Annotated in this window: 17 protein-coding genes; all 17 read right to left on the minus strand. The window is 46.1% G+C overall.

From position 1 onward, the window contains the following. Nucleotides 1-28: 28 nt before the first annotated feature. A complete protein-coding gene (gene acs / locus C805_RS16975) occupies nt 29-2017 on the minus strand; it encodes an acetate--CoA ligase (protein ID WP_016215155.1) in 1989 nt (662 codons plus the stop codon). 544 nt (nt 2018-2561) lie between these two features. After that, nucleotides 2562-3779, minus strand: coding sequence for a cell division protein FtsZ (gene ftsZ, locus C805_RS16980; RefSeq protein WP_016215156.1), 1218 nt, complete (start codon nt 3777-3779; stop codon nt 2562-2564). A 281-nt stretch (nt 3780-4060) separates the two neighbouring features. Beyond that, nucleotides 4061-4807 carry a cell division protein FtsQ/DivIB gene (locus C805_RS16985; RefSeq protein ID WP_016215157.1) on the minus strand — a complete coding sequence of 249 codons (747 nt, stop codon included), beginning with the start codon at nt 4805-4807 and terminating at the stop codon, nt 4061-4063. 3 nt (nt 4808-4810) lie between these two features. Beyond that, nucleotides 4811-5929 carry an FtsW/RodA/SpoVE family cell cycle protein gene (locus C805_RS16990; RefSeq protein WP_016215158.1) on the minus strand — a complete coding sequence of 373 codons (1119 nt, stop codon included), beginning with the start codon at nt 5927-5929 and terminating at the stop codon, nt 4811-4813. A 73-nt stretch (nt 5930-6002) separates the two neighbouring features. Beyond that, nucleotides 6003-7370: a UDP-N-acetylmuramoyl-L-alanine--D-glutamate ligase gene (gene murD, locus C805_RS16995; protein WP_016215159.1), complete on the minus strand. Its 1368-nt coding sequence runs from the start codon at nt 7368-7370 to the stop codon at nt 6003-6005. A gap of 11 nt (nt 7371-7381) precedes the next feature. After that, entirely contained in the window at nt 7382-8347 is a 966-nt protein-coding gene (mraY, locus tag C805_RS17000; protein ID WP_016215160.1) for a phospho-N-acetylmuramoyl-pentapeptide-transferase, read from the minus strand. Nucleotides 8348-8475: 128 nt separating this feature from the next. Beyond that, complete coding sequence (locus C805_RS17005; protein ID WP_016215161.1) at nt 8476-10227, minus strand: peptidoglycan D,D-transpeptidase FtsI family protein; 1752 nt, start codon at nt 10225-10227, stop codon at nt 8476-8478. 106 nt (nt 10228-10333) lie between these two features. Next, nucleotides 10334-12595, minus strand: coding sequence for a penicillin-binding transpeptidase domain-containing protein (locus C805_RS17010; RefSeq protein ID WP_016215162.1), 2262 nt, complete (start codon nt 12593-12595; stop codon nt 10334-10336). A gap of 40 nt (nt 12596-12635) precedes the next feature. Then, nucleotides 12636-13163, minus strand: a complete 528-nt coding sequence (locus C805_RS17015; RefSeq protein WP_016215163.1) for a hypothetical protein — start codon at nt 13161-13163, stop codon at nt 12636-12638. Nucleotides 13164-13168: 5 nt separating this feature from the next. Further along, nucleotides 13169-14134 (minus strand): 16S rRNA (cytosine(1402)-N(4))-methyltransferase RsmH, encoded by a 966-nt coding sequence (gene rsmH / locus C805_RS17020; protein ID WP_016215164.1) that lies wholly within the window; start codon nt 14132-14134, stop codon nt 13169-13171. An 81-nt stretch (nt 14135-14215) separates the two neighbouring features. Then, complete coding sequence (gene mraZ, locus C805_RS17025; RefSeq protein ID WP_016215165.1) at nt 14216-14647, minus strand: division/cell wall cluster transcriptional repressor MraZ; 432 nt, start codon at nt 14645-14647, stop codon at nt 14216-14218. A gap of 302 nt (nt 14648-14949) precedes the next feature. Then, nucleotides 14950-16311, minus strand: a complete 1362-nt coding sequence (locus C805_RS17030) for a methyl-accepting chemotaxis protein (protein ID WP_016215166.1) — start codon at nt 16309-16311, stop codon at nt 14950-14952. Between the two features lie 44 nt (nt 16312-16355). Then, nucleotides 16356-16502, minus strand: coding sequence for a hypothetical protein (locus tag C805_RS26425; RefSeq protein ID WP_016215167.1), 147 nt, complete (start codon nt 16500-16502; stop codon nt 16356-16358). A 19-nt stretch (nt 16503-16521) separates the two neighbouring features. Next, the gene (locus tag C805_RS25930) at nt 16522-16698 is read right to left on the minus strand and encodes an aspartyl-phosphate phosphatase Spo0E family protein (RefSeq protein WP_016215168.1); all 177 of its coding nucleotides are present in this window, start codon (nt 16696-16698) and stop codon (nt 16522-16524) included. Nucleotides 16699-16824: 126 nt separating this feature from the next. Continuing rightward, nucleotides 16825-17427, minus strand: a complete 603-nt coding sequence (locus C805_RS17035; protein ID WP_016215169.1) for a zinc dependent phospholipase C family protein — start codon at nt 17425-17427, stop codon at nt 16825-16827. Nucleotides 17428-17704: 277 nt separating this feature from the next. Then, the gene (locus C805_RS17040; RefSeq protein ID WP_016215170.1) at nt 17705-18025 is read right to left on the minus strand and encodes a DUF1540 domain-containing protein; all 321 of its coding nucleotides are present in this window, start codon (nt 18023-18025) and stop codon (nt 17705-17707) included. 144 nt (nt 18026-18169) lie between these two features. Next, nucleotides 18170-20140 (minus strand): threonine--tRNA ligase, encoded by a 1971-nt coding sequence (gene thrS, locus C805_RS17045; protein ID WP_016215171.1) that lies wholly within the window; start codon nt 20138-20140, stop codon nt 18170-18172. Nucleotides 20141-20145 lie beyond the last annotated feature (5 nt).

Consider the following 20145-nt stretch of genomic DNA (forward strand, 5'->3'; position numbering starts at 1 on the left):
AGCTGAAGTGGGCCTGCCCACTTTGTTTCTATACAATACGTTCCTTATCAATTATTTTCACAATACCTGGCTCTGCCAGAATGTTCAGCATGGAAGCGTCAATTTCATTTCCCACTCCTGAAGCAATCTTACGAAGGATACGCCGCACAATCTTACCGGAGCGGTTTTTCGGCATTTCCTGGACAAACTGGATTTTACCCGGAATGGCTATGGGCCCGATTTCCTGCCTTACCAGATTTTTCAGTTCATCGCGCAGTGCGTCATTTCCTTCCCATTCTGCAGAGGTAACCACATAAACGTACAGATCTTCTCCTTTTACCGGATGGGGATATCCCACCACTGCGGCTTCCACCACACCGGGATGGGAGCAAAGTACCTTTTCCACCTCTGCGGTACCCAGGCGGTGTCCGGAAATATTTACAATATCATCAATTCTTCCGGTAATCCAGAAATATCCGTCTTCATCTTTGTATGCACCGTCACCGCTGAAGAAATATCCCGGCTGCTGCGTATAATATCCGCTGATATGCCGTTCCGGTTCTCCGTAGAGAGTCCGCATGATTCCAGGCCAGTTGGACGCCAGACACAGCTCTCCTTTTTCATTTACCTCTGCCTCTTCTGCCGGCTCATCGCCGGAATTTCTCGCCCGCAGAATCACCGGTTTTACTCCAAAAAACGGCAGTGCCGCACTTCCCGGTTTCAGTCCCATGGCTCCCGGAATTGCGGAAATCAGAATGCCTCCCGCCTCTGTCTGCCACCAGGTATCCACAATGGGACAGTGATCATGGCCTACATAGTGGTAATACCACTGCCATGCTTCCGGATTGATGGGTTCTCCCACAGACCCCAGCAGCCTGAGGCTGGATAAATCATGCTTTTCCACCCATTTGATATCCCTGTTCATCAGAGAACGGATAACAGTGGGAGCAGTATAAAACGTGGTTACTTTAAATTTATCAATAATATGCCAGAACCGGTCCGGCTCCGGATACGTTGGAACGGACTCATACAGCACTGTGGTGGCACCGTTTAAAAGAGGGCCGTATACAATGTAGGAATGGCCTGTAATCCAGCCGATATCCGCAGTACAGAAGAACACATCCTCTTCTTTATAGTCAAAAATATACTTAAATGTGGTATAAGTATAAACCATATAACCTGCTGTGGTATGCAAAGTTCCTTTTGGTTTTCCGGTAGAACCTGAGGTATACATAATAAACAGCGGATCTTCCGCGTCCATTTTCTCTGCCGGACAGAAATCTGAAATTTCTTCCAGCATCAGTTCTTTGGAAAGAGAAGTATCGCGATACACAATATAGGGCACGTCAAAATCCACCATTCGGTCTACCACAAATACATCGTCAATGGTCAGTCCTGCACTGGCACATAACATACATGCACGGTCCACATTTGCCTTGGCATTTATCTTTTTCCCGCCGCGCCAGTAACCATTGGTGGTTACCAGTTTCTTGGCTCCGCAGGCAAGCATCCTGTCTGCCAGAGCCTCAGCAGAAAATCCGCCGAATACCACCGTATGTACCGCACCGATTCTGGCACAGGCCAGCATAACCACGGGAAGCTGCCAGATCATGGGCAGATATAAGGCAATCCGGTCACCTTTTTTCACACCGTTTTTCTTAAGTACATTTGCAAACCGGCATACATGTTTCAGCAGCTCTTTATAGGTAAAACGTTTACAGTCCGCTTCCGGTTCTCCCTGGAACAGAAGGGCAACCTTGTCTCCTCTTCCCTTTTCAATCTGAGCATCCAGACAGTTATAGGAAATATTCGTCTTTCCGCCTATAAACCATTCATTATCCCCGATTTCCGGTTCACCCCGGTACACTTTGACCCAGGGCTTGAACCAGTGAAAATCTTTGGCAATGTAACCCCAGAATGTCTCAGGATCCTCAATGGACTGTTTCCACATTCTCTCATACTCTGCACGGCTCTGTATATTCGCCTGTTCCACAAATTCTCTTTCCGGCAGATACATATCTTTTCTTTCTGTAGCCATGGTAAAATCCCCCTGTCTTAATTTCTGATTTCATATTACTACAGTTACCCCTGCACTCACTCTCCAGTGACTGCATACCTGATACAGGATTGTACTGAAAAAAATACATTTCTCATACTCTATTTTACAGATTGTTAATTTTTTGTCAATACTGAATTGTTATTTTTTTAACAATATTGAGAAATTGTTCAGAAAATACTTTCACACATTAGCGTGACAAGGCATTTCCTATAGAATAAAAAAGAATGCGCCATGCGCATTCTCCGCGCGCGAGCGGATTGCGCAGCAATAAACATCAACCCCGCGAGCTGCGCATCATTGTTTTTTTATTCTATAGGAAGACACTTTCGCACTTTAGTGTGACAAGGTATTTCCTGTAGAATAAAAAACTGCTCCATCCACAAATTCCCTCCCCGCCTTTCCCATCGGGAAAAGGCAGGGAGGGAACTCGTTCATGCAGCAGCTTCCACTGTATCTGTTACTTCACCGGCTGAATACAGATTCTGTATCCGCATTCAGCCGGTGAAGTAAAACTATGTATCTTTTATTTTCTCGTATTTTTCAAAAATTCCGGAATCTTGATATCCCGTTCCGGTACACTGCTCTCCGGCTTTCTGGGTCTCTGAATTCCCAGAGTGGATGCGGTAACTCCCAGATTACTGCTGGCAGCAGCAGACTGAGCAGTACCATAAGGATTAGCCGGACGCGCCGCTGTTCCCAGGCTGTTGGATGAAGCTCTTGTTGCAGCCGGCATTCTGGTCGCTGCAGTCTGAGAATACTTCATTCCTGACATTACTTTTGGCGCTGCAGCCGCATCTTCTAACCCGGTAGCAATTACTGTGATAATTGCCTCATCTGCCATGGTCTCGTCGAATTTCGCACCGAAAATAATATTCGCATTGTCTCCTGCCAGATCCTGCACATAGCTGGCCGCATCATTGGCATCCATCAGTGAAATATCCCCGGAAATATTGATAATAACATGAGACGCCCCGGTAATGGTGGTCTCTAACAGCGGACTTGCCACTGCCAGCTTCACAGCCTCCGTAGCCTTATCATCACCTTTAGCCATACCAATACCGATATGTGCCATTCCTTTATCCTTCATGACAGTCTGTACATCTGCAAAGTCCAGATTAATCAGGGCAGGTACATTAATCAGATCCGTAATTCCCTGTACTGCCTGCTGTAATACCTCATCGGCCTTCTTCAGGGCATCCGGCATGGTAGTCCGTCTGTCCACAATTTCCAACAGCTTGTCATTGGGAATCACAATCAACGTATCCACACTGGCTTTCAGCCTCTCAATACCGCCCATGGCATTGACCATACGGGCTTTTGCTTCGAACTTAAAAGGCTTTGTCACAACTCCGACGGTCAGGATGCCCATTTCCTTTGCAATCCTTGCAACCACCGGCGCTGCTCCTGTTCCGGTTCCGCCGCCCATTCCGCAGGTAACGAATACCATGTCCGCACCTTTAATCTCGGCAGTCAGTTCGTCAATACTCTCTTCTGCGGCCTTTTCTCCAATCTCCGGCTGGGCTCCCGCTCCAAGCCCTTTGGTGAGCTTCTCGCCGATCTGAATCAGAGTAGGTGCCTTACAGAGCGTTAATGCCTGCTTGTCCGTATTGATTCCAATAAACTCAACACCACCGATACTTTCCTCAATCATTCTATTGACTGCATTATTTCCAGCTCCACCCACACCGATTACGATGATTTTTGCACTGGAATCTGCCTCTGTCGTCATTATTTCAAGCAAGGTTCTTCCTCCTTTTGTCCTCTATATGAACTCTTTCTATTTAATCCCACTTTAAACTCTTATACTATATAGTATAATTTTTTCGGGAATTAATCAATAACATTTTTGAAATTTGCGAATTTTTTTGTAACAGTTCAGCCATAGCCGGCACATGAGCATAGCATGCTCGCATGCTTATGCATGGGAACGGCTATGGACGGAGCGCCTCGTAATAAGCAAAGTTAGCTGCATGGCAGCGGGAATGCCCTGTAAGCGCCTTTGCGCATGGCGCGTCTGAACTGTTATTTCGCTTCTTCAAAGGTAATATCTGTGGTATTTTCCGTCCATCCTTCCAGATGCAGTGTTCCCTTCTTGCCCTGAAGTTCCGGCAAAATATAGGAAAGCCGCACCACCTTCTCATTCAGTTTTCGGGCCTGTCCGATCAGAACTGTAATATCGCCGTAATTCAGAACATAGTTTCCTTCTTCTCCATATTTGATATTATCTGGTACCTGCTCATACTTTTTCAGCATCTGTGTCAGGGACAGCAGATTTTTCAGAATATCTTTCCCTTTAATTGGAAGTTTTTCATACAGTACAATCTGCTCCACATCCAGTCCGCTTACTTTCGGCACTCCTTCAATTACCTCCGAGGACATTTCCACCACAAATCCATCTTTGTCAAAATAGGCATTCTGCCCCAGAGTATCAATATAGACCCGTCCCAGCAATGCCTTTTCCTGGACTGTAATTTCCAGGGTGTGGGGAGATTTCAGAGAAATCTCCATATTGTCCACAAAAGGCATTTCCTTTGGTTCCACAAATTTATACTTAAAATACACATACAGACTGTTCCAGCAGTATTCATCATCCAGCATCCATTCCCGGATTGTTTCATCCGGATAATGCTCATTTCCTGTAACCTTTACTTTTTCCACGGTAAATACTTTTGTGACAATCAGCGCTCCGATGGCCAGCAGCAACAAAATGATAAGAAAGGTCAGCCCCGCAGACTGCCAGTTCTTCTTTTTTCTTCTTCCTTTTCCCATATATTACTCCTGTTCCAGATGGATTCCCCTGGAAACACTTAGCACCAGTCCGATTTCTGCCAGCAGAAACACCACCGAGGTTCCTCCATAACTGATAAAGGGCAGGGAAATTCCTGTATTTGGTATGGTGTTGGTCACAACGGCAATATTCAGAATAACCTGTATGGAAATATGGGCGAGGGCTCCCGTTACAAGCAGCGCCCCGTACAAATCCTGAGCATTGCTGGCAATTACCATAAAACGCCAGATAATAATCACAAACAGTAAAATCACGCTGACAGCCCCAAACAGGCCCAGCTCTTCACAGATGATGGAAAAAATCATATCATTCTGGGCCTCCGGCACAAATCCCAGTTTCTGCATACTGCCGCCAAGGCCCTTGCCGAACAGGCCGCCGGAGCCGATGGCGTACAGGCCCTGCAGGGTCTGATATCCCTTCGCATGGCTTTCCGGGTCCAGCCAGATCTGCAGACGTTCCGCACGATAGGATTCCAACATGATAAAGGCGGCGCCGAAAACAAGCACTGCCGCTCCCACAACAAAAAACTGCATATATTTCGGACTGGCCACAAACACCATGGAAATGGCGATTCCCAGTATGATAATAGCTGTACTTAAATTCTCAGTAGCCACAATGGCAACCATGGGCAGCACAATTACCATTACTTTTATCAGAGAAGAAAATTTCCCCATCTGCCGGGGCATCTGGCTGATAATCGTGGCCAGGAACACAATGACTGCCAGTTTTGCCAGCTCGGAAGGCTGAAAACTGACCACCTTCAAATCCAGCCATCGTTTTGCGCCCTGAATGGTATCTCCTATAAAAAGTACCAGCGTACAGAGACCAAAGGCCGCTATGTAAGCAAGAAGCCAGAAATTTTTCCAGACACGATAATCAATTCTCGCCACAATCAGCATGGCAATGACACCTAAAATATCTGCCACAAGCTGTTTTTTCAGATAATATGCACCATCTTTAAATTTTAACTGCCCGTTATAAGCACTTGTGCTGTACAACATGACAAGACCAAAGCATATCAGAAAAAACACAATCAACAACAGCGTATAGTCAAAATAGCGGATATTTTTTTGTCTTTTGTCCGTCTTTCTTTCTCTACCCATATCGGCACTCCTGACTTATTACTCCGCGGGTTAAATATCGGCCTTTAACTGCCGGAACAACTTATTTTCACTGTTACCTCTCCAGGGCCTTTACCAGTTCCCGGAACATATCCCCGCGTTCTTCATAATTCCGAAACATTCCCCAGCTTGCACAGGCCGGAGAAAGCAGCACTGCATCCCCGGTATCTGCATAATCCACACATGTGCTGACTGCTTCCTGCAGACTGTCTGTTAAGATAATATCCTGCTCCGGATAACCCAGACGGACTGCCGTGTCCCTGATTTTCTCCCTGGTAGCTCCCAGCAGCACCAGCTTCTTTACTTTTCCCTCAAATGCATGAATCCACTCATCATATTCAGAATCTTTATCGTAACCTCCTCCAATTAGCAGAACAGGCCATTTCATAGCCCGGACAGCCTGAATGGCGGCATCCGGATTTGTGCCTTTGGAATCGTTGTAAAAACGAACCCCCTTTTTCATCCCCACATACTCTATTCTATGCGCCACTCCTGTAAAAGTAACCAGAACTTCTTTTATTTTTTCCAGAGAAACGCCCACTGCGGCTGCCATGGCCGCGGCCGCCATTACGTTTTCATAATTGTGATTGCCCAGAAGCTGAAGTTCCCCAATGCCGCACAGCGGCGTTCGGATACCGTTCCAGGCCTGAACAATCGTTTCTCCCTCCAGATAATAACCTTCCTCCAGCTTCCTTTTGCTGCTGAAAAATATAACTCTGGCTTTTACCTGTTCTGAAAATTTCCGCAGCCTTTCGTCCTCGTAATTCAGAACGCAGAACTGATCTTCTTTCTGATTTTCAGTAATCCGCTCTTTGATCCGGCAGTAATTTTCCATGGTATAATGTCGGTTCAGATGATCCGGTGTAAGATTTAAAATCGCAGAAACCTGAGGACAGAATTCATGTATGGTCTCTAACTGAAAACTGCTGATCTCCGCCACTGTTACAGATTCCTCCCTGGTATCTGCCGCCAGGCCTGTATAGGGAACCCCGATATTTCCCACCACTTTTACATCCAGACCGGCATGTTTTAAAATTTCTCCCAGCAGAGAAGTGGTTGTGGTTTTTCCATTCGTTCCGGTAATGGCAAGAATCCGGCCCCGCTCAAAAGCACAGGCCAGCTCAATCTCGCCCCAGATTTCCATTCCTTTAGCTCTCATTCGTTCCACAAAAGGCGCATCGGTGGGAATTCCCGGACTTAACACTGCAATGTCATATTCCTCCGGTATGTGCTCCGGCAGTTCTCCCAGCAATATGGCAATTTCCTGCAATACCGGAGATTTTCCCCGGATTTCCTCTTCCTTCTGCTGACTGTTTTCATCATATAATACAACCGGAATGTGGTGTTTCACCAGAAGCTCTGCCGCTGCAATTCCACTGATACCGGTTCCTGCAACCAAAAATTTCTTTCCACTCAGGTTCAATCCTATCCCTCCTAAAGAGCCAGCAGCCCAATCAGACACAACATGGCAGTGATAATGGAAAATACTGCCACTATTCTCGTTTCAGACCATCCGCCCAGTTCAAAATGGTGATGTATGGGGGTCATACGGAAAATACGTTTTCCGCCTGTTTTCTTAAAATAAGTTACCTGTATCATAACCGACAGCAGCTCTGCCCAGTAAATAAATGCCACAATCAGGATAAAAATCGGCATCTGCAGCACATATGCAGTGGAAGCCACAAACCCTCCCAGTGCCAGAGAACCGGTATCCCCCATAAATACGCTGGCAGGATACACATTGAACAGAAGAAAGCCCAGCAGAGCTCCCACAACCGCACAGGTCACAGGTTCTATTCCGCTGCCTGTTCCGATGGCCACCACAGAGAAAAAGGTTGCAATCAGCACTGTCACACTGGAAGCCAGGCCATCCAGTCCGTCGGTAAAATTGGCCCCGTTTACCGTTCCCAGAATGGCCAGGAACATAACAGGAGCTGCCAGCCATCCCAGATCCAGATAAACTCCGTGCTCAAAACCACCGGTAAAGGGAATCAGCATTTTTTCAGCTCCCTGGGTATACCGAATCATATAGTAAATAAACACAATGGTCACCAGAATCTGTCCTGCCATCTTCTGCCAGGGTAAAAGTCCGTCAGAGCGCCGCAGTACCACTTTCAGATAATCGTCCAGAAATCCGATAATTCCAAATCCTACCGTTACAAACAGTATGGGCAGAATCTCTGGATAATCTTTCACATAAATCAGGGAAGTTACCACAATGCCAGCCAGTATCATCAGGCCGCCCATGGTGGGAGTCCCTGCCTTTTTCAGATGGGATTTCAGTTCTTCCCGCTCTGTCTGTCCTACCTTTAATTTTTTCAAAATCGGAATCACTACCGGACCCAGTACAGCCGTAATTGCAAACGCAATCAGCACCGGAACTATTACTCTCTGTTCCATTTTCTCTACACCTCTTTGTTTTACGATGTTTTATTCTCACCGTATCTTTCTTTTTTATCGTATCTCAAAACCTGCCCCTCTGCAGGGGCGTTTCTGCAATCCTGCTTATTATAAAACCTTTCCATGCATTATTCAAGTGCCTGTTCCTTTTTGGCCGGATCCACTTCCTTCTCAATGCCCAGGTAAGGTAAAATATTGGAAAAAATCTCTTTTACCACCGGCGCCGCAATGGTGCCTCCATAGTAAATCCCCTGGGGATTGTTGATGACCACAAGCGCCAGTACCTGGGGATTATCTGCCGGAGCAAATCCCAGAAAGGAAGAAATATATTTATTGGCGCTTCTGGGCAGAGTCTGGGAAGTAGCTGTCTTACCGCCTATGGAAAAACCTTCTATAAAAGCCCGTTTTCCGCTTCCCTCTGCTACCACCTTTTCCAGCACTGTACGCAGTACCTGAGAAGTTTCACTGCTGACAATTCCCTCCTGCACGTCATACTGCAGGGTTTCAATCAGTTCTCCCTGGTCGTCTTTTACTGCTACGCCGAAATGAGGCGTAATCCGTTTTCCTCCATTAATTAAGGAAGAAACTGTTGTGGCAAGCTGAATGGGCGTAACCTGAAAAGACTGTCCGAATGACACCGTTGCAAGTTCCACCGGCCCCACATTATTTTTATTGTGCATAATGGTGGCTGCCTCTCCCGGAAGATCAATTCCTGTCCGGCTTAAAAGTCCGAACTGCTCAAAATATTTGTATATATTATCCACGCCCAGCCGCAGGCCCAGCTCGATGAATACTGGATTGCAGGAATTCATAATTCCCTGTGTAAAATCCTCGGAACCGTGGCCGGTTCTTTTATGACAGTGGATTCTCCTGTCTTCCACCATTTTATATCCCGGACAGAAAAATTGGTCGCTCAGGGATACTACGCCTTCTTCAAAAGCAGATGCGGTGGTAATAATCTTAAATACGGAACCCGGCTCATAAGTATCGTTGATACAGGGATTTCTCCACATCTGATTCAGCAAATCCTGCTTATTCTTTTCCGCCTCCTCCGACATTTCCGGAAGTGTAAAAGGGTCATTCAGATCAAATTCCGGAACATTTACCATGGCCAGAATCTCGCCGTTGTCGGGCTTCATAACGATTACCGAAACCCCGTCTGCCGACTTGGCTTCCATTACTTTTTTTGCAGCCTGCTCACAGTACATCTGAATATTATAGTCCAGGCTTACATGAAGGTTATACCCGTCCACAGGTTCCTGCCTTCGTTCTCCGGCATTTTCCATTTCAATGCCCCGCGCATCCGTCAGAGTCAGAATTTTTCCGCTTTTTCCCTTAAGGTACTCTTCATATTTCACTTCCAGGCCGATAATCCCCTGGTTATCCCCTCCGGTAAATCCCAGAACCTTGCTGGCCAGCGTACCGTAGGGATAATAACGTTTGTAATCTTCATCTACCTTGACCCCTGCCAGTCCATAATTACGGATACGGTCACCCACTTCTTTATCCACATTGGATTTCACCCGCTCAATGGAGCTTACCTTTTCCACCCGCTTGCGAACAGCCGCTTCCTCCAGTTCCAGTTCTTTTGTAAGTACGCGAATCACTTCTTCCGGATCCTTTATCTGACTGTGAATAACGGAAATCGTACAGACCGTCCGATTGGTGGCCAGAACCGTTCCTGTGGCGTCAATAATTTTGCCTCTGGCCGCTTTGATATCCCGTTCCCTTTCATGCAGGTCCTCCGCTTTCTTCCCATAGTATTCCGAGCAGAAAATCATCAGATATACCAGCCTTCCCACCAGAATGGACAAAATCAGCATAACTATGGTAAAAACAACCAGTAATTTCTTACGGTTAAAGGTTTTATTACGGAACATACAGTAACCTCACGTTTATAATTACTATAATCTATTACAGATATCATGAGGTTATGTACCATTTTTATCAGCAACAGCTCTGTCCGCCTGCTGAACTGTTTTTCTTCTATTCTTCCGGCGGCGCTTCTTCACCGCCTTCCGGCATGGCCTCCGGTATTCCTTCTGCCGGATATTCGTCTCCGCCCGGATTCTCAGGCTGGCCTGCTCCTCCTTCCTCTCCGCCCTGTCCCGGCGGTCCCTCGCCCGGTGTGCCTTCGCCTCCGTTTTCTTCCGGATTTCCGCCTTCCGGTGTGTTTTCGCCTCCGTTTTCTTCCGGATTTCCGCCTTCCGGTGTGTTTTCGCCTCCGTTTTCTTCCGGATTTCCGCCTTCCGGTGTGCCTTCGCCTTCGTTTCCTTCCGGATTTCCGCCTTCATTTCCTTCCGGATTTTCTCCCTCTGGCATACCTTCTGTTCCTTCCGGGTTTTCCAGCTCTTCTGTTTCTTCATCCTGGAATATGTTCATATAAGGAAGAAGATCTGTAAAAATTCTCTTTGCCAGTTCTGTGGCAAGGGCGCTGCTCTGTTTTTCCAGTATCACATTCGCTTCATCAATTACCACATAGACCAGTACCTCCGGGTTTTCCACCGGGGCAAAACCAATAAAGGACACTACATATTTCTTATCATCCCTGTTTCCCTTCTGGGCTGTACCGGTTTTCCCTCCCATGGAGTAGCCCGCCACTTTTGCACTTTTTCCGGTGCCTTCCGACACGGTTTTGTACAGATATTCTTTGATGGTGTCGCTGGTCTGTCTGGAAATGGTCTGTTTCAGAACCGTCTTATCAAAAGACTGTACCGTATTTCCATTGTCATCCACAATTTTCTTCACCAGATGAGGCTGGTAATAATAGCCCCCATTAATCAGAGAAGAAAATGCAGATGCAAGCTGTACCATGGTTACATTGAAATTCTGTCCAAATGCATTGGTGGCCAGAGAAGTGTCATTGGTATTATCCACCGTGTAAATCAAAGTATCTGTTCTGGCTTCTCCCGGCAGGTCTATGTTGGTGCGCAGGCCAAAATTGAAAATATTCTGATATTTGTAAAATGCCTCTTTTCCAACCTCAAAGGCCATGGCCATCATGGCATCGTTGCAGGAATTCATCAGTGACTCTTCCATGGTCTGAGGTCCGTGACCGGAACGCTGCACACAGTGAATTTCGTGGCCGCCTATTTTTTCCACACCGTCGCAGTCATACCACTCTCTGGTCTTCCCGGTTTCCAGTGCAGTAGCCACTGTAAAAGGCTTTGTGGTGGAACCGGGCTCATAAGTATAGGTAATACAGTAATTCTGCCAGATTTTATTCAGCTTATCCAGCTGTTCCTGTTCACTGAATCCATTGATTTCTTCTTCTGTGTAGTAAAGGGACAAATCTCTGGGATTGTTCAAATCATATACAAGACTGTCCGACATGGCCAGAATTTCTCCATTCTGGGGATTCATTACAATTACGCCCGTCTGATTACTGCCCGGCCCTTCGTGTTCTTCGTCCCGGTGTTCTTCCTGAAATTCTGCAATCCGCTCCTGTACAATCTTCTGTATATTCAGGTCCATGGTAAGAATCAGGGTTCTGCCATTAATGGGGTCTTTGATGGTTTTCTCAAAATTATTGTCCGAATTGAGAAATCCGTACTGACGTCCGTTAATCCCGTTTAAAACGTCGTTGTAATAATCCTCCAGACCACCGATTCCTTCGTTACCTGAGGTGGTAAATCCCAGAACCTTACTGGCCAGATTACCGTAAGGGTATTCTCTCTGGTACTCTTTCTCAAACCACACGCCCTGTACATTGGGATTTACCTTTTTTCCCTTTTTATCCACTTTGGATTCCAGCTCCTGAAATTCCCGGATTTCTTCGTAGTGGAGTTTTTTCCGCAAAACAAAATAACGACTGTCCGCCTTCTCTGTCAGAGCAGCCATTACCTCTTCTTCTGTTACATCCGGAAAGCACTGGAGCAAAGCCTCCACCGTAGGTTCCACATATTTTTTTATTTTCTTCCTGCTTTCCAGATCATAAGTTTCTTCATTGATCAGCCTGCAGTCCAGAATCACATTGTACACATCCACACTGCTGGCCAGTACGGTCCCTTTGGAATCCAGGATTTCCCCTCGCTGAAAAGGAATGCTCTGGCTCTCATAGCCCTGCTGACTCAGCACCTGCTTCTTATATTCCTCGCCTTTCACCTGTTCAATATAGGTCAGTCTTCCGATCAGTGCAAACAGCATTACCATAACGCATGAAAACATTACCAGCAGCTTCTTTTTCATTTTTCTGGAAAATTTCGTGGGTTCCTTCTTTTTTCCGGGTCTTCTCTTTCTCTCTGCCAATAGTCCTACCTTCTTTGTACGGAATTGAGATTTGCTTCTATTATTCTGCCGGAATATCCTGATATTGATTCATATAATCCGTACTGTCTACCTCAAAATAAATAATCTGGTCTTTGGAGGGGTAAATCATACCCAGTTCTCCAGTGGCCCTGTTACGGATTTCCTCAAGATTCACTGATTTATCAATCCTTTTCTGCTCCGCATCATTATCCATTTTCAGATTCAGCAGCTCGCCTTTTAAGGACGACACATGCCGGATTCTCCCGGTAAGTTCCGCCTGAAGGTGCAGATAAACACCGGAAACTGCCACCATAATCATGGTAGCCGCCGCCAGAAACAGCACATATCCCGGACTCATCTGAAGGGCACGTTCCTGATTTCTCCTGGCCATTGCCCGCAGAGCCCGCTTCCGCTCCCGCTGTTCCCGGTTCAGCTTCTGCTGTTCCACAAATTCCTGATGAGTTTCCTCACTCCGTCTTCCTGGGTTGGGCTGTACTTTTCTTACGGTATTTCCATCTATATAGCTTACAGTTTTTTCCTTGCGTGGTGTATTTCCCTGCTGTCTCACTGTTTTCACTCCAATCTTTTCTGCCTGATATCCCGGCGCTTTTCAAATACTCTGAGTTTTGCACTTTTTGCGCGGGGATTATATTCAATTTCTTCTTCGGATGGTAATACAGGCTTTCTTGTTACTGCCTTTCCCAACGATTCTTTTCCACATACACACACCGGAAAATCATCCGGACAGGTACATGGTTTTTCACTTTTCTTAAAAAAGTTCTTCACAATCCGGTCTTCCAGAGAATGAAAGGTAATAACGCATATTCTTCCTCCGGGACTGAGCATGTCCGTCATGTCTCCCAGGGATTCCTCCAGCACCTCCAGTTCCCGGTTCAGTTCAATCCGAATGGCCTGGAACGTACGCTTTGCCGGATGGCCTCCACTCATTCGTACTTTGGCCGGAATTGCTCCTTTGATAATCTCAGTCAGCTCTCCCGTTGTCTCTATTTCTTTCTTTGCCCTGGCTGCTACAATATGTTTTGCAATATTTTTGGCAAATTTATCTTCTCCATAATCACGGATTACCCGGTATAACTCCATTTCACTGTAAGTATTAACCAGCTCTCCGGCCGTAAACTGCTGTCGTTTGTCCATACGCATATCCAGCGGTGCTTCCTCCACACGGTAAGTAAAGCCGCGTTTCGGATCGTCCAGTTGATAGGAAGATACTCCCAGATCCAGCAGAATTCCATCCACCTGCCCGATTCCGCAGGATTCCAGAACACTCCGCATCTGTCGGTAATTGCTCCGGATAATCTGTACTCTGTCTTCAAATTCCGAGAGTCTTCGGTTGGCCGCTTTTACAGCATCCTCATCCTGGTCGATTCCCACCAGCCTGCCTTTGGGAGACAGACGTTTGCAGACTTCATAAGCATGTCCGCCGCCGCCCAGTGTTCCATCCACATAAATTCCGTCTGGTCTGATATTCAGATATTCAATTGTCTCTTTTAAGAGTACGGATTTGTGTTTGAATTCCATGGACTTCCTTTCCTGTCTGGTGAACACTTCTTTTCTCTCTGCAGACGCCGGGACACTTTCCTGTCTTCCGGACTGTCCGGATTAAAGGGTAAGCCCCAGACCTGCCATATGCTCTGCGATCTCTCCCACATCGTCATATTCATTGTTCTCCTGCCATCTGTCCTTACTCCAGATTTCAATATGATTCAGAACTCCTGCCAGAACAACCTCTTTCTCAATTCCGGCAAATTCCCTTAAAACTGCCGGAAGCAGTACCCGCCCCTGCTTGTCTACTTCGCAGCTTGCTGCGCCTGCAAAGAAAAACCTCGCAAATTTTCGGGCTTCTTTGGAAAACTGTGATACTTCCCTGAACTTTTCCTCGATAAGTTTCCATTCTTCCCCGGAATACACGAATAAACATCCGTCCAGTCCCTTTGTCACTACAAATTCATCTCCAAGCAATTCTCTGAATTTGGATGGAACTATCAGTCTGCCCTTTGTATCAACTGTGTGATTGTATTCACCCATGAACATAGAAATCACCTTCTGACAGTCAGGTCCGGGCGGTTTGTCGTTTCGTGGGATTTTTCCACATTATTATCCACTTATCCACCACTTAGCACCCTTTTCTACCACTTCTCTCCACTTTTATTCCATTCTAGCCCATCACAGGGAAAAAAGCAATAGAAAATTTCCGGGGCTCCGGTGGGCTCTGAATGAAAAATCCCTCTGAATACCTTTAAAATAAAGGGAAAATGAATAAATCACGGACAAAAAAACAGAGAAAGAAAATGAAAATTCATTTTCTTTCTCTGTATGTATTCCTGTTATAACCATCAGTCTTCTGCAATCCGCTGAATTTTTTCCATATCAGAGATCAGCTCTCTGGAATATTCTTCTGCCTCCCTGCAAATCTGTCCTGCCCTGGCATAATCTTCATCAAACAGCGCCTGTATGGCTTCTGAGCCAAATCCATGGAATTTCTGATGCTTTTCTCCAAGAGCTTCCCATATTTCCTGTATGCCTGGAATGTCCGGTGTGATGGAGTAATAGAAGTGTCCAAACCCGCATTTGGAAGAATCCAGCTGCAGGGGCACAATTACCCGTTCTTCCACCATTTTCTTCAGATTGGTAATCCAGTTCCTGTGGGCTGTAATGGCCGTCTGAATATAGTCGGCAAATTCCCGGTTCTTCAAATGGAAAAAAGCATCTTCGGCCATCCTGCCCATCTGTTTCACCGCATCATCCAGTGTACCTTCAATCTCCACCACCGGTTCTTTGGCACTCATCAGCTCTTTCCCTATCTGCTGCATAAAATCTGTGCTGTTTCTCAGCTGATTTTCCATTTCTGCCATGGTACTGCTGATTTCCTCGCTGACTGCCGCCAGAGAAGTGACAGCTTCACTGACCTGGGATACACGCTTCTGATTCCCTTCATTAATCTCCCACACGGTTCCAATCTTCTCCGTCATGGTTCCAAAAGCCTCTATGGTATTGGTGGTACTGCCGGCGCTCTTTCTGGAAGCACCCCGGATACCTTCCACAAATTCTCCCATATCCCCTGTGAGCTTCTGGGTCTGTTCTGCCAGAGCACGGATTTCATCTGCCACCACAGCAAATCCTCTGCCGAATTTTCCGGCCCTTGCCGCCTCAATAGACGCATTCAGAGCCAACAGGTTCGTCTGCATGGAAATGGCTTCTATTCCCGCGATTACTTCGTTCATGTTATTGATCACTTCCAGCAGATCATCCATGTCTTTGCGCATTTCTCTGGATATCTCAATGGCATTGCTGGAAAGATCCCGGATGAAGGTCAGTTCTGACTGCCCTTCTTCAATTTTCCGGTATACTTCTTCCATATCTTCTGATACCCGGATAATCGTATTGGTCAGTTCTTCCAGAGAATTATGCCCTTCCACTGCCCCCTGTTCGGTACTGGTTCCGAAAATAACTTCGGTAGCTCTGGCCACGTTCCGGGAAATTTCCAGAATCTTATCTGTCTCATGCTGCATGGTCAGATCAAGGGAACTAATCTGCATCACAGCACGGATATTTTTTCTGAGAACATCTGAAAACTGTTCTCTCCCATTTACCAGTCGCCGGTAAATATCACTCAGCTCCGGTTCCGCGGAATAATCGGCATCTCTTAATTCTGCAACTGATTTTACGAGCTTTCGTTTTGTCTTTCCAATTCCCATATTACTGTCCTCATTTTCTTAATTGTCTTACTCTATATTCTTTATCATATTTCGTCATATGTCAATATTTTTTTCACTTTTTCCGGCAATTTTCTGTGGTATCCTGTCCCGGTACAGCAAAAGGGCCGGTACGTCCCCGGCCCTGCTGCCCATTCTCCTGGAATGGCGCCGGCTGCTGCCGGCATTTCCATATTCTGTTGTCCCCCTGATTCAGCTGTAGCTCAACAGCCGAATTTTCTCTTCGTATTGCATGTAGTCTTCAATGAGTGCGTCGAGCCGCACGCTTACCTGATAACATTCCGGCGCCCACTCATCGCCCTGGACCGCTACATCCAATTCCTTTCGTACAATTTCGATCTCTCTCTTCAGCTCCGATAGATGATTCATCTTCTATAGCTCCTCTTTCCCCTTCTTTATTGTATTATTTTTACGGGAAAAAAGCAAACTAAAATCGTCATTTTTTTACAGGACATTTCGACACAAACTGCTTTTATTCGACATTTCTCCTGTTTTTTAACTGGCTGCGGGCAGTACGCCGGGCGTTTGTTCCCCTTTGATCAGCCGGATTACCGCCGCTACCACCTGATGGCACAGCAGTACAATATGGAGACAGTCCTCTTCGACAGAATTCTTCCGTTTCACATAAATTTCGTGGGCTTTCCGGATAAATCTGCAAATGGCCTCCGTACTGTTCAGGCTGCTCACAGAAGCATGAATCCATGCACTGTTCCGTTCTGCTTCTCCGCTTTGAATGTATTCCTTTAACCTTTTCTTCAGATGTTCCTCATAAATACAGTGGTCCCGCAGGGTTCCGGGATAATGGGGATTGTGGGGAAAGGTAAAATAATCTGCAATATAATGAATCACTTCTCCCAGATTCCGGTAAAATACACGCATATTGATCTGATCTTTCCGCTGTCTCTCCACAAGTTCTTCCAGATTATGCTGCACTTTTGGAAAAGTTCCTTCCATTTCATGCTTTACCGTAATAAAAGATGGTTTACAGTCCGGCAGGATACTGCCCAGATAAAATGCTTTTTTATGCTTCATGAGTTCCTGTTCTTCCAGGCTGTCTACAATATATTTTGCCAGTGATATATGAGATTTCTTTCTCATTTCTGTCCTCCATAAGACATATCTGTTCTCTTCCTCCGGCAGGCCTCGTATTTTTCCTGAGCTTAAAACAGGAAGAAGAATTCTGAATTTTTCGCTCCAGATTTATTCTACTTCCTGTTTTTCCATAATACAAGTATTTTTTTCGAAATTTAACAAATTTTTAAACAATTCAGCCATAATCTGCCTGTATTTAAGACACAATTGCACCGTTGCCCACGCAGCACAGGCCAAACGTTCGGAATTTTACTGATTTCCGGCAAAAGAATTTTATGCGCAGTTATCTGCAATGACAGTCAAAGCTCGCACATTCTGTTTCTCCGCAGCTGCAGGCGCCGCTTCCTGCAATGCCGATTTCTCTGGCGCTGCACTGGCAGTTCTCATTAAAATTACAGTTGGTTGCCTGGCATCTGACACTGATGTCTCTGCTGGGAGTGCCTGTAACTGCATTTGTCATGCTGTCTGTTCTCTCCCGGAAACTTTCACAGCAGGTTTCATTTGGTCTGGAGGCATCACGGCCGCCGATGGTGATATCCCCTTTGGAACAGAGGTGTTCTTCGTTGTACATACAGTTTTTTACAGAACATTTTAACTGAGTCATTTTAAATCTCCTTTCTTACTCACAACAATCCTGCGGAACATCCGGCCCTCAGGCTCAGTATCCGCTGTATTAGTATTGGAAAATTTAAAATGATTTATACACCGCCTGCTGTATTAAATTTCATACTGTTATCCCTGGTACCTGTTATTTTTTCTGTTCTTCCGAAATTTCTTCTTTCCGGATTTCTTTTGTGCGGATTTCCCGGCAGATCTGACTGATAAAATCTCCCAGAGGTTTTACCCCCTCATCTCCTGCAAACCGGCTGCGGACAGATACGGTTTTATCTGCTTCTTCCTGCTGTCCCACTACCAGCATATAGGGAACTTTTTCCAGTCTGCTTTCCCGGATTTTGTAACCGATTTTCTCAGAACGGTTGTCTGTGGTGCACAAAATACCATTTGCCTTTAATTCTTTTTCCACTTCTGCCGCGTACGCTTCATATTTGTCGGAAATAGGCAGCACTCTTACCTGTTCCGGACACAGCCAGGTGGGGAATTTGCCGGCATATTTTTCTATCAGCCATGCCAGTGTCCGCTCATAACAGCCCATGGAGGTTCTGTGAATAATATAAGGACGAACCTTTTCCCCGTTCTGATCAATGTAATACATCTCAAACTGCTCTGCCAGCAATGCGTCCCACTGAATGGTAATCATGGTATCTTCCTTGCCATAGACATTTCTGGCGTTGATGTCGATTTTCGGCCCGTAAAATGCAGCCTCTCCTGTCTCTTCTGTATATTCTATGCCCAGTTCATTCATAATATCACGCATATGCTGCTGTGTTTCTTCCCAGACTTCCGGCTCACCAATGTATTTTTCCCTGTTTTCCGGATCCCATTTGGACAGATGATACGTCACATCTTCTTCTACGCCCAGCACAGACAGGCAATGCTTTGCCAGAGCAATACAGTTCTTAAATTCTGTCACCATCTGGTCCGGCCTTACAATCAGATGGCCCTCGGAAATGGTGAACTGACGGACACGGGTAAGTCCGTGCATTTCTCCGGAATCCTCGTTGCGGAACAAAGTGGAAGTCTCTCCGTAGCGCAGAGGCAGATCCCGGTAGGAATGCTGTTCTGCCTTGTATACATAATACTGGAACGGACAGGTCATAGGACGCAGCGCCATTACTTCTTTGTCTTTTTCCTCTTCTCCCAGCACAAACATTCCATCTGTATAGTGATCCCAGTGACCGGAAATCTTATACAGATCAGACTTTGCCATCAGAGGCGTTTTGGTCCGGATATAGCCCCATTCGTTGTCCTCCAGGTCTTCAATCCACCGCTGCATGGTCTGTATGATTTTGGCTCCTTTGGGCATTAACAGAGGCAGTCCCTGCCCAATCACATCTACGGTGGTAAACAATTTCATTTCCCGGCCCAGTTTGTTGTGGTCCCGTTTCTTAATATCCTCCAGGTGTTCCAGATAAGCATTCAGTTCTTCCTTCGCAGCAAAGGCCGTACCGTAAATTCTCTGAAGCTGGGCTTTACCAGAATCTCCCCTCCAGTATGCCATAGAAGAGGAAATCAGCTTAAATGCTTTAATGGGCTTTGTGCTCATCAAATGAGGGCCTGCGCATAAATCGGTAAATCCTTCCCCCTGTTTATAAAAAGAAATCTCCGCGTCTTCCGGCAAATCTTCAATCAGTTCCACCTTATAGGGTTCTTCCCTGTCTTTCATATACTGAATGGCTTCTCCCCGGGGAAGGGTGAATTTTTCCAGCCGGTTTCCGGCTTTGATTATTTTTTTCATTTCTTTTTCCAGATTGTCCAAATCCTCTCTGGAAAAGGGTTCCGCCTCAAAATCATAGTAAAATCCTTCGTCTATGGAAGGCCCGATTGCCAGCTTTGCATTGGGAAATAAATGCTTTACAGCTTCTGCCAGCACATGGGAACAGGTATGGCGGACTGTGCGGATTCCTTCCGGATCCTTCTGTGTCAGAATATTCAGCTCACAGTCTCTGTCAATGACAGTCCGCAAATCAACGGTGGCTCCATCCACCTCCCCGGCGCATGCCATTCTGGCCAGGCCTTCGCTGATATCCAGCGCTATCTCATATACACTTTTTCCTTCGCTGTATTCTTTCACGGAACCATCTTTTAATGTAATCTTCATATTCG

Source organism: Eubacterium sp. 14-2 (assembly GCF_000403845.2).
In the GTDB taxonomy this organism is placed as follows: Bacteria; Bacillota; Clostridia; order Lachnospirales; family Lachnospiraceae; genus Petralouisia.

What these genes read in the sequence shown, in the direction of transcription:
- rsmH (WP_016215164.1), bottom strand. Translation starts at nt 14,134, where the DNA reads ATGGAATTCAAACACAAATCCGTACTCTTAAAAGAGACAATTGAATAT.
- thrS (WP_016215171.1), bottom strand. Translation starts at nt 20,140, where the DNA reads ATGAAGATTACATTAAAAGATGGTTCCGTGAAAGAATACAGCGAAGGA.
- C805_RS17005 (WP_016215161.1), bottom strand. Translation starts at nt 10,227, where the DNA reads ATGTTCCGTAATAAAACCTTTAACCGTAAGAAATTACTGGTTGTTTTT.
- C805_RS16990 (WP_016215158.1), bottom strand. Translation starts at nt 5,929, where the DNA reads ATGGGTAGAGAAAGAAAGACGGACAAAAGACAAAAAAATATCCGCTAT.
- C805_RS17030 (WP_016215166.1), bottom strand. Translation starts at nt 16,311, where the DNA reads ATGGGAATTGGAAAGACAAAACGAAAGCTCGTAAAATCAGTTGCAGAA.
- C805_RS17040 (WP_016215170.1), bottom strand. Translation starts at nt 18,025, where the DNA reads ATGACTCAGTTAAAATGTTCTGTAAAAAACTGTATGTACAACGAAGAA.
- mraZ (WP_016215165.1), bottom strand. Translation starts at nt 14,647, where the DNA reads ATGTTCATGGGTGAATACAATCACACAGTTGATACAAAGGGCAGACTG.
- C805_RS17035 (WP_016215169.1), bottom strand. Translation starts at nt 17,427, where the DNA reads ATGAGAAAGAAATCTCATATATCACTGGCAAAATATATTGTAGACAGC.
- C805_RS16985 (WP_016215157.1), bottom strand. Translation starts at nt 4,807, where the DNA reads ATGGGAAAAGGAAGAAGAAAAAAGAAGAACTGGCAGTCTGCGGGGCTG.
- C805_RS26425 (WP_016215167.1), bottom strand. Translation starts at nt 16,502, where the DNA reads ATGGAAATGCCGGCAGCAGCCGGCGCCATTCCAGGAGAATGGGCAGCA.
- acs (WP_016215155.1), bottom strand. Translation starts at nt 2,017, where the DNA reads ATGGCTACAGAAAGAAAAGATATGTATCTGCCGGAAAGAGAATTTGTG.
- mraY (WP_016215160.1), bottom strand. Translation starts at nt 8,347, where the DNA reads ATGGAACAGAGAGTAATAGTTCCGGTGCTGATTGCGTTTGCAATTACG.
- C805_RS25930 (WP_016215168.1), bottom strand. Translation starts at nt 16,698, where the DNA reads ATGAATCATCTATCGGAGCTGAAGAGAGAGATCGAAATTGTACGAAAG.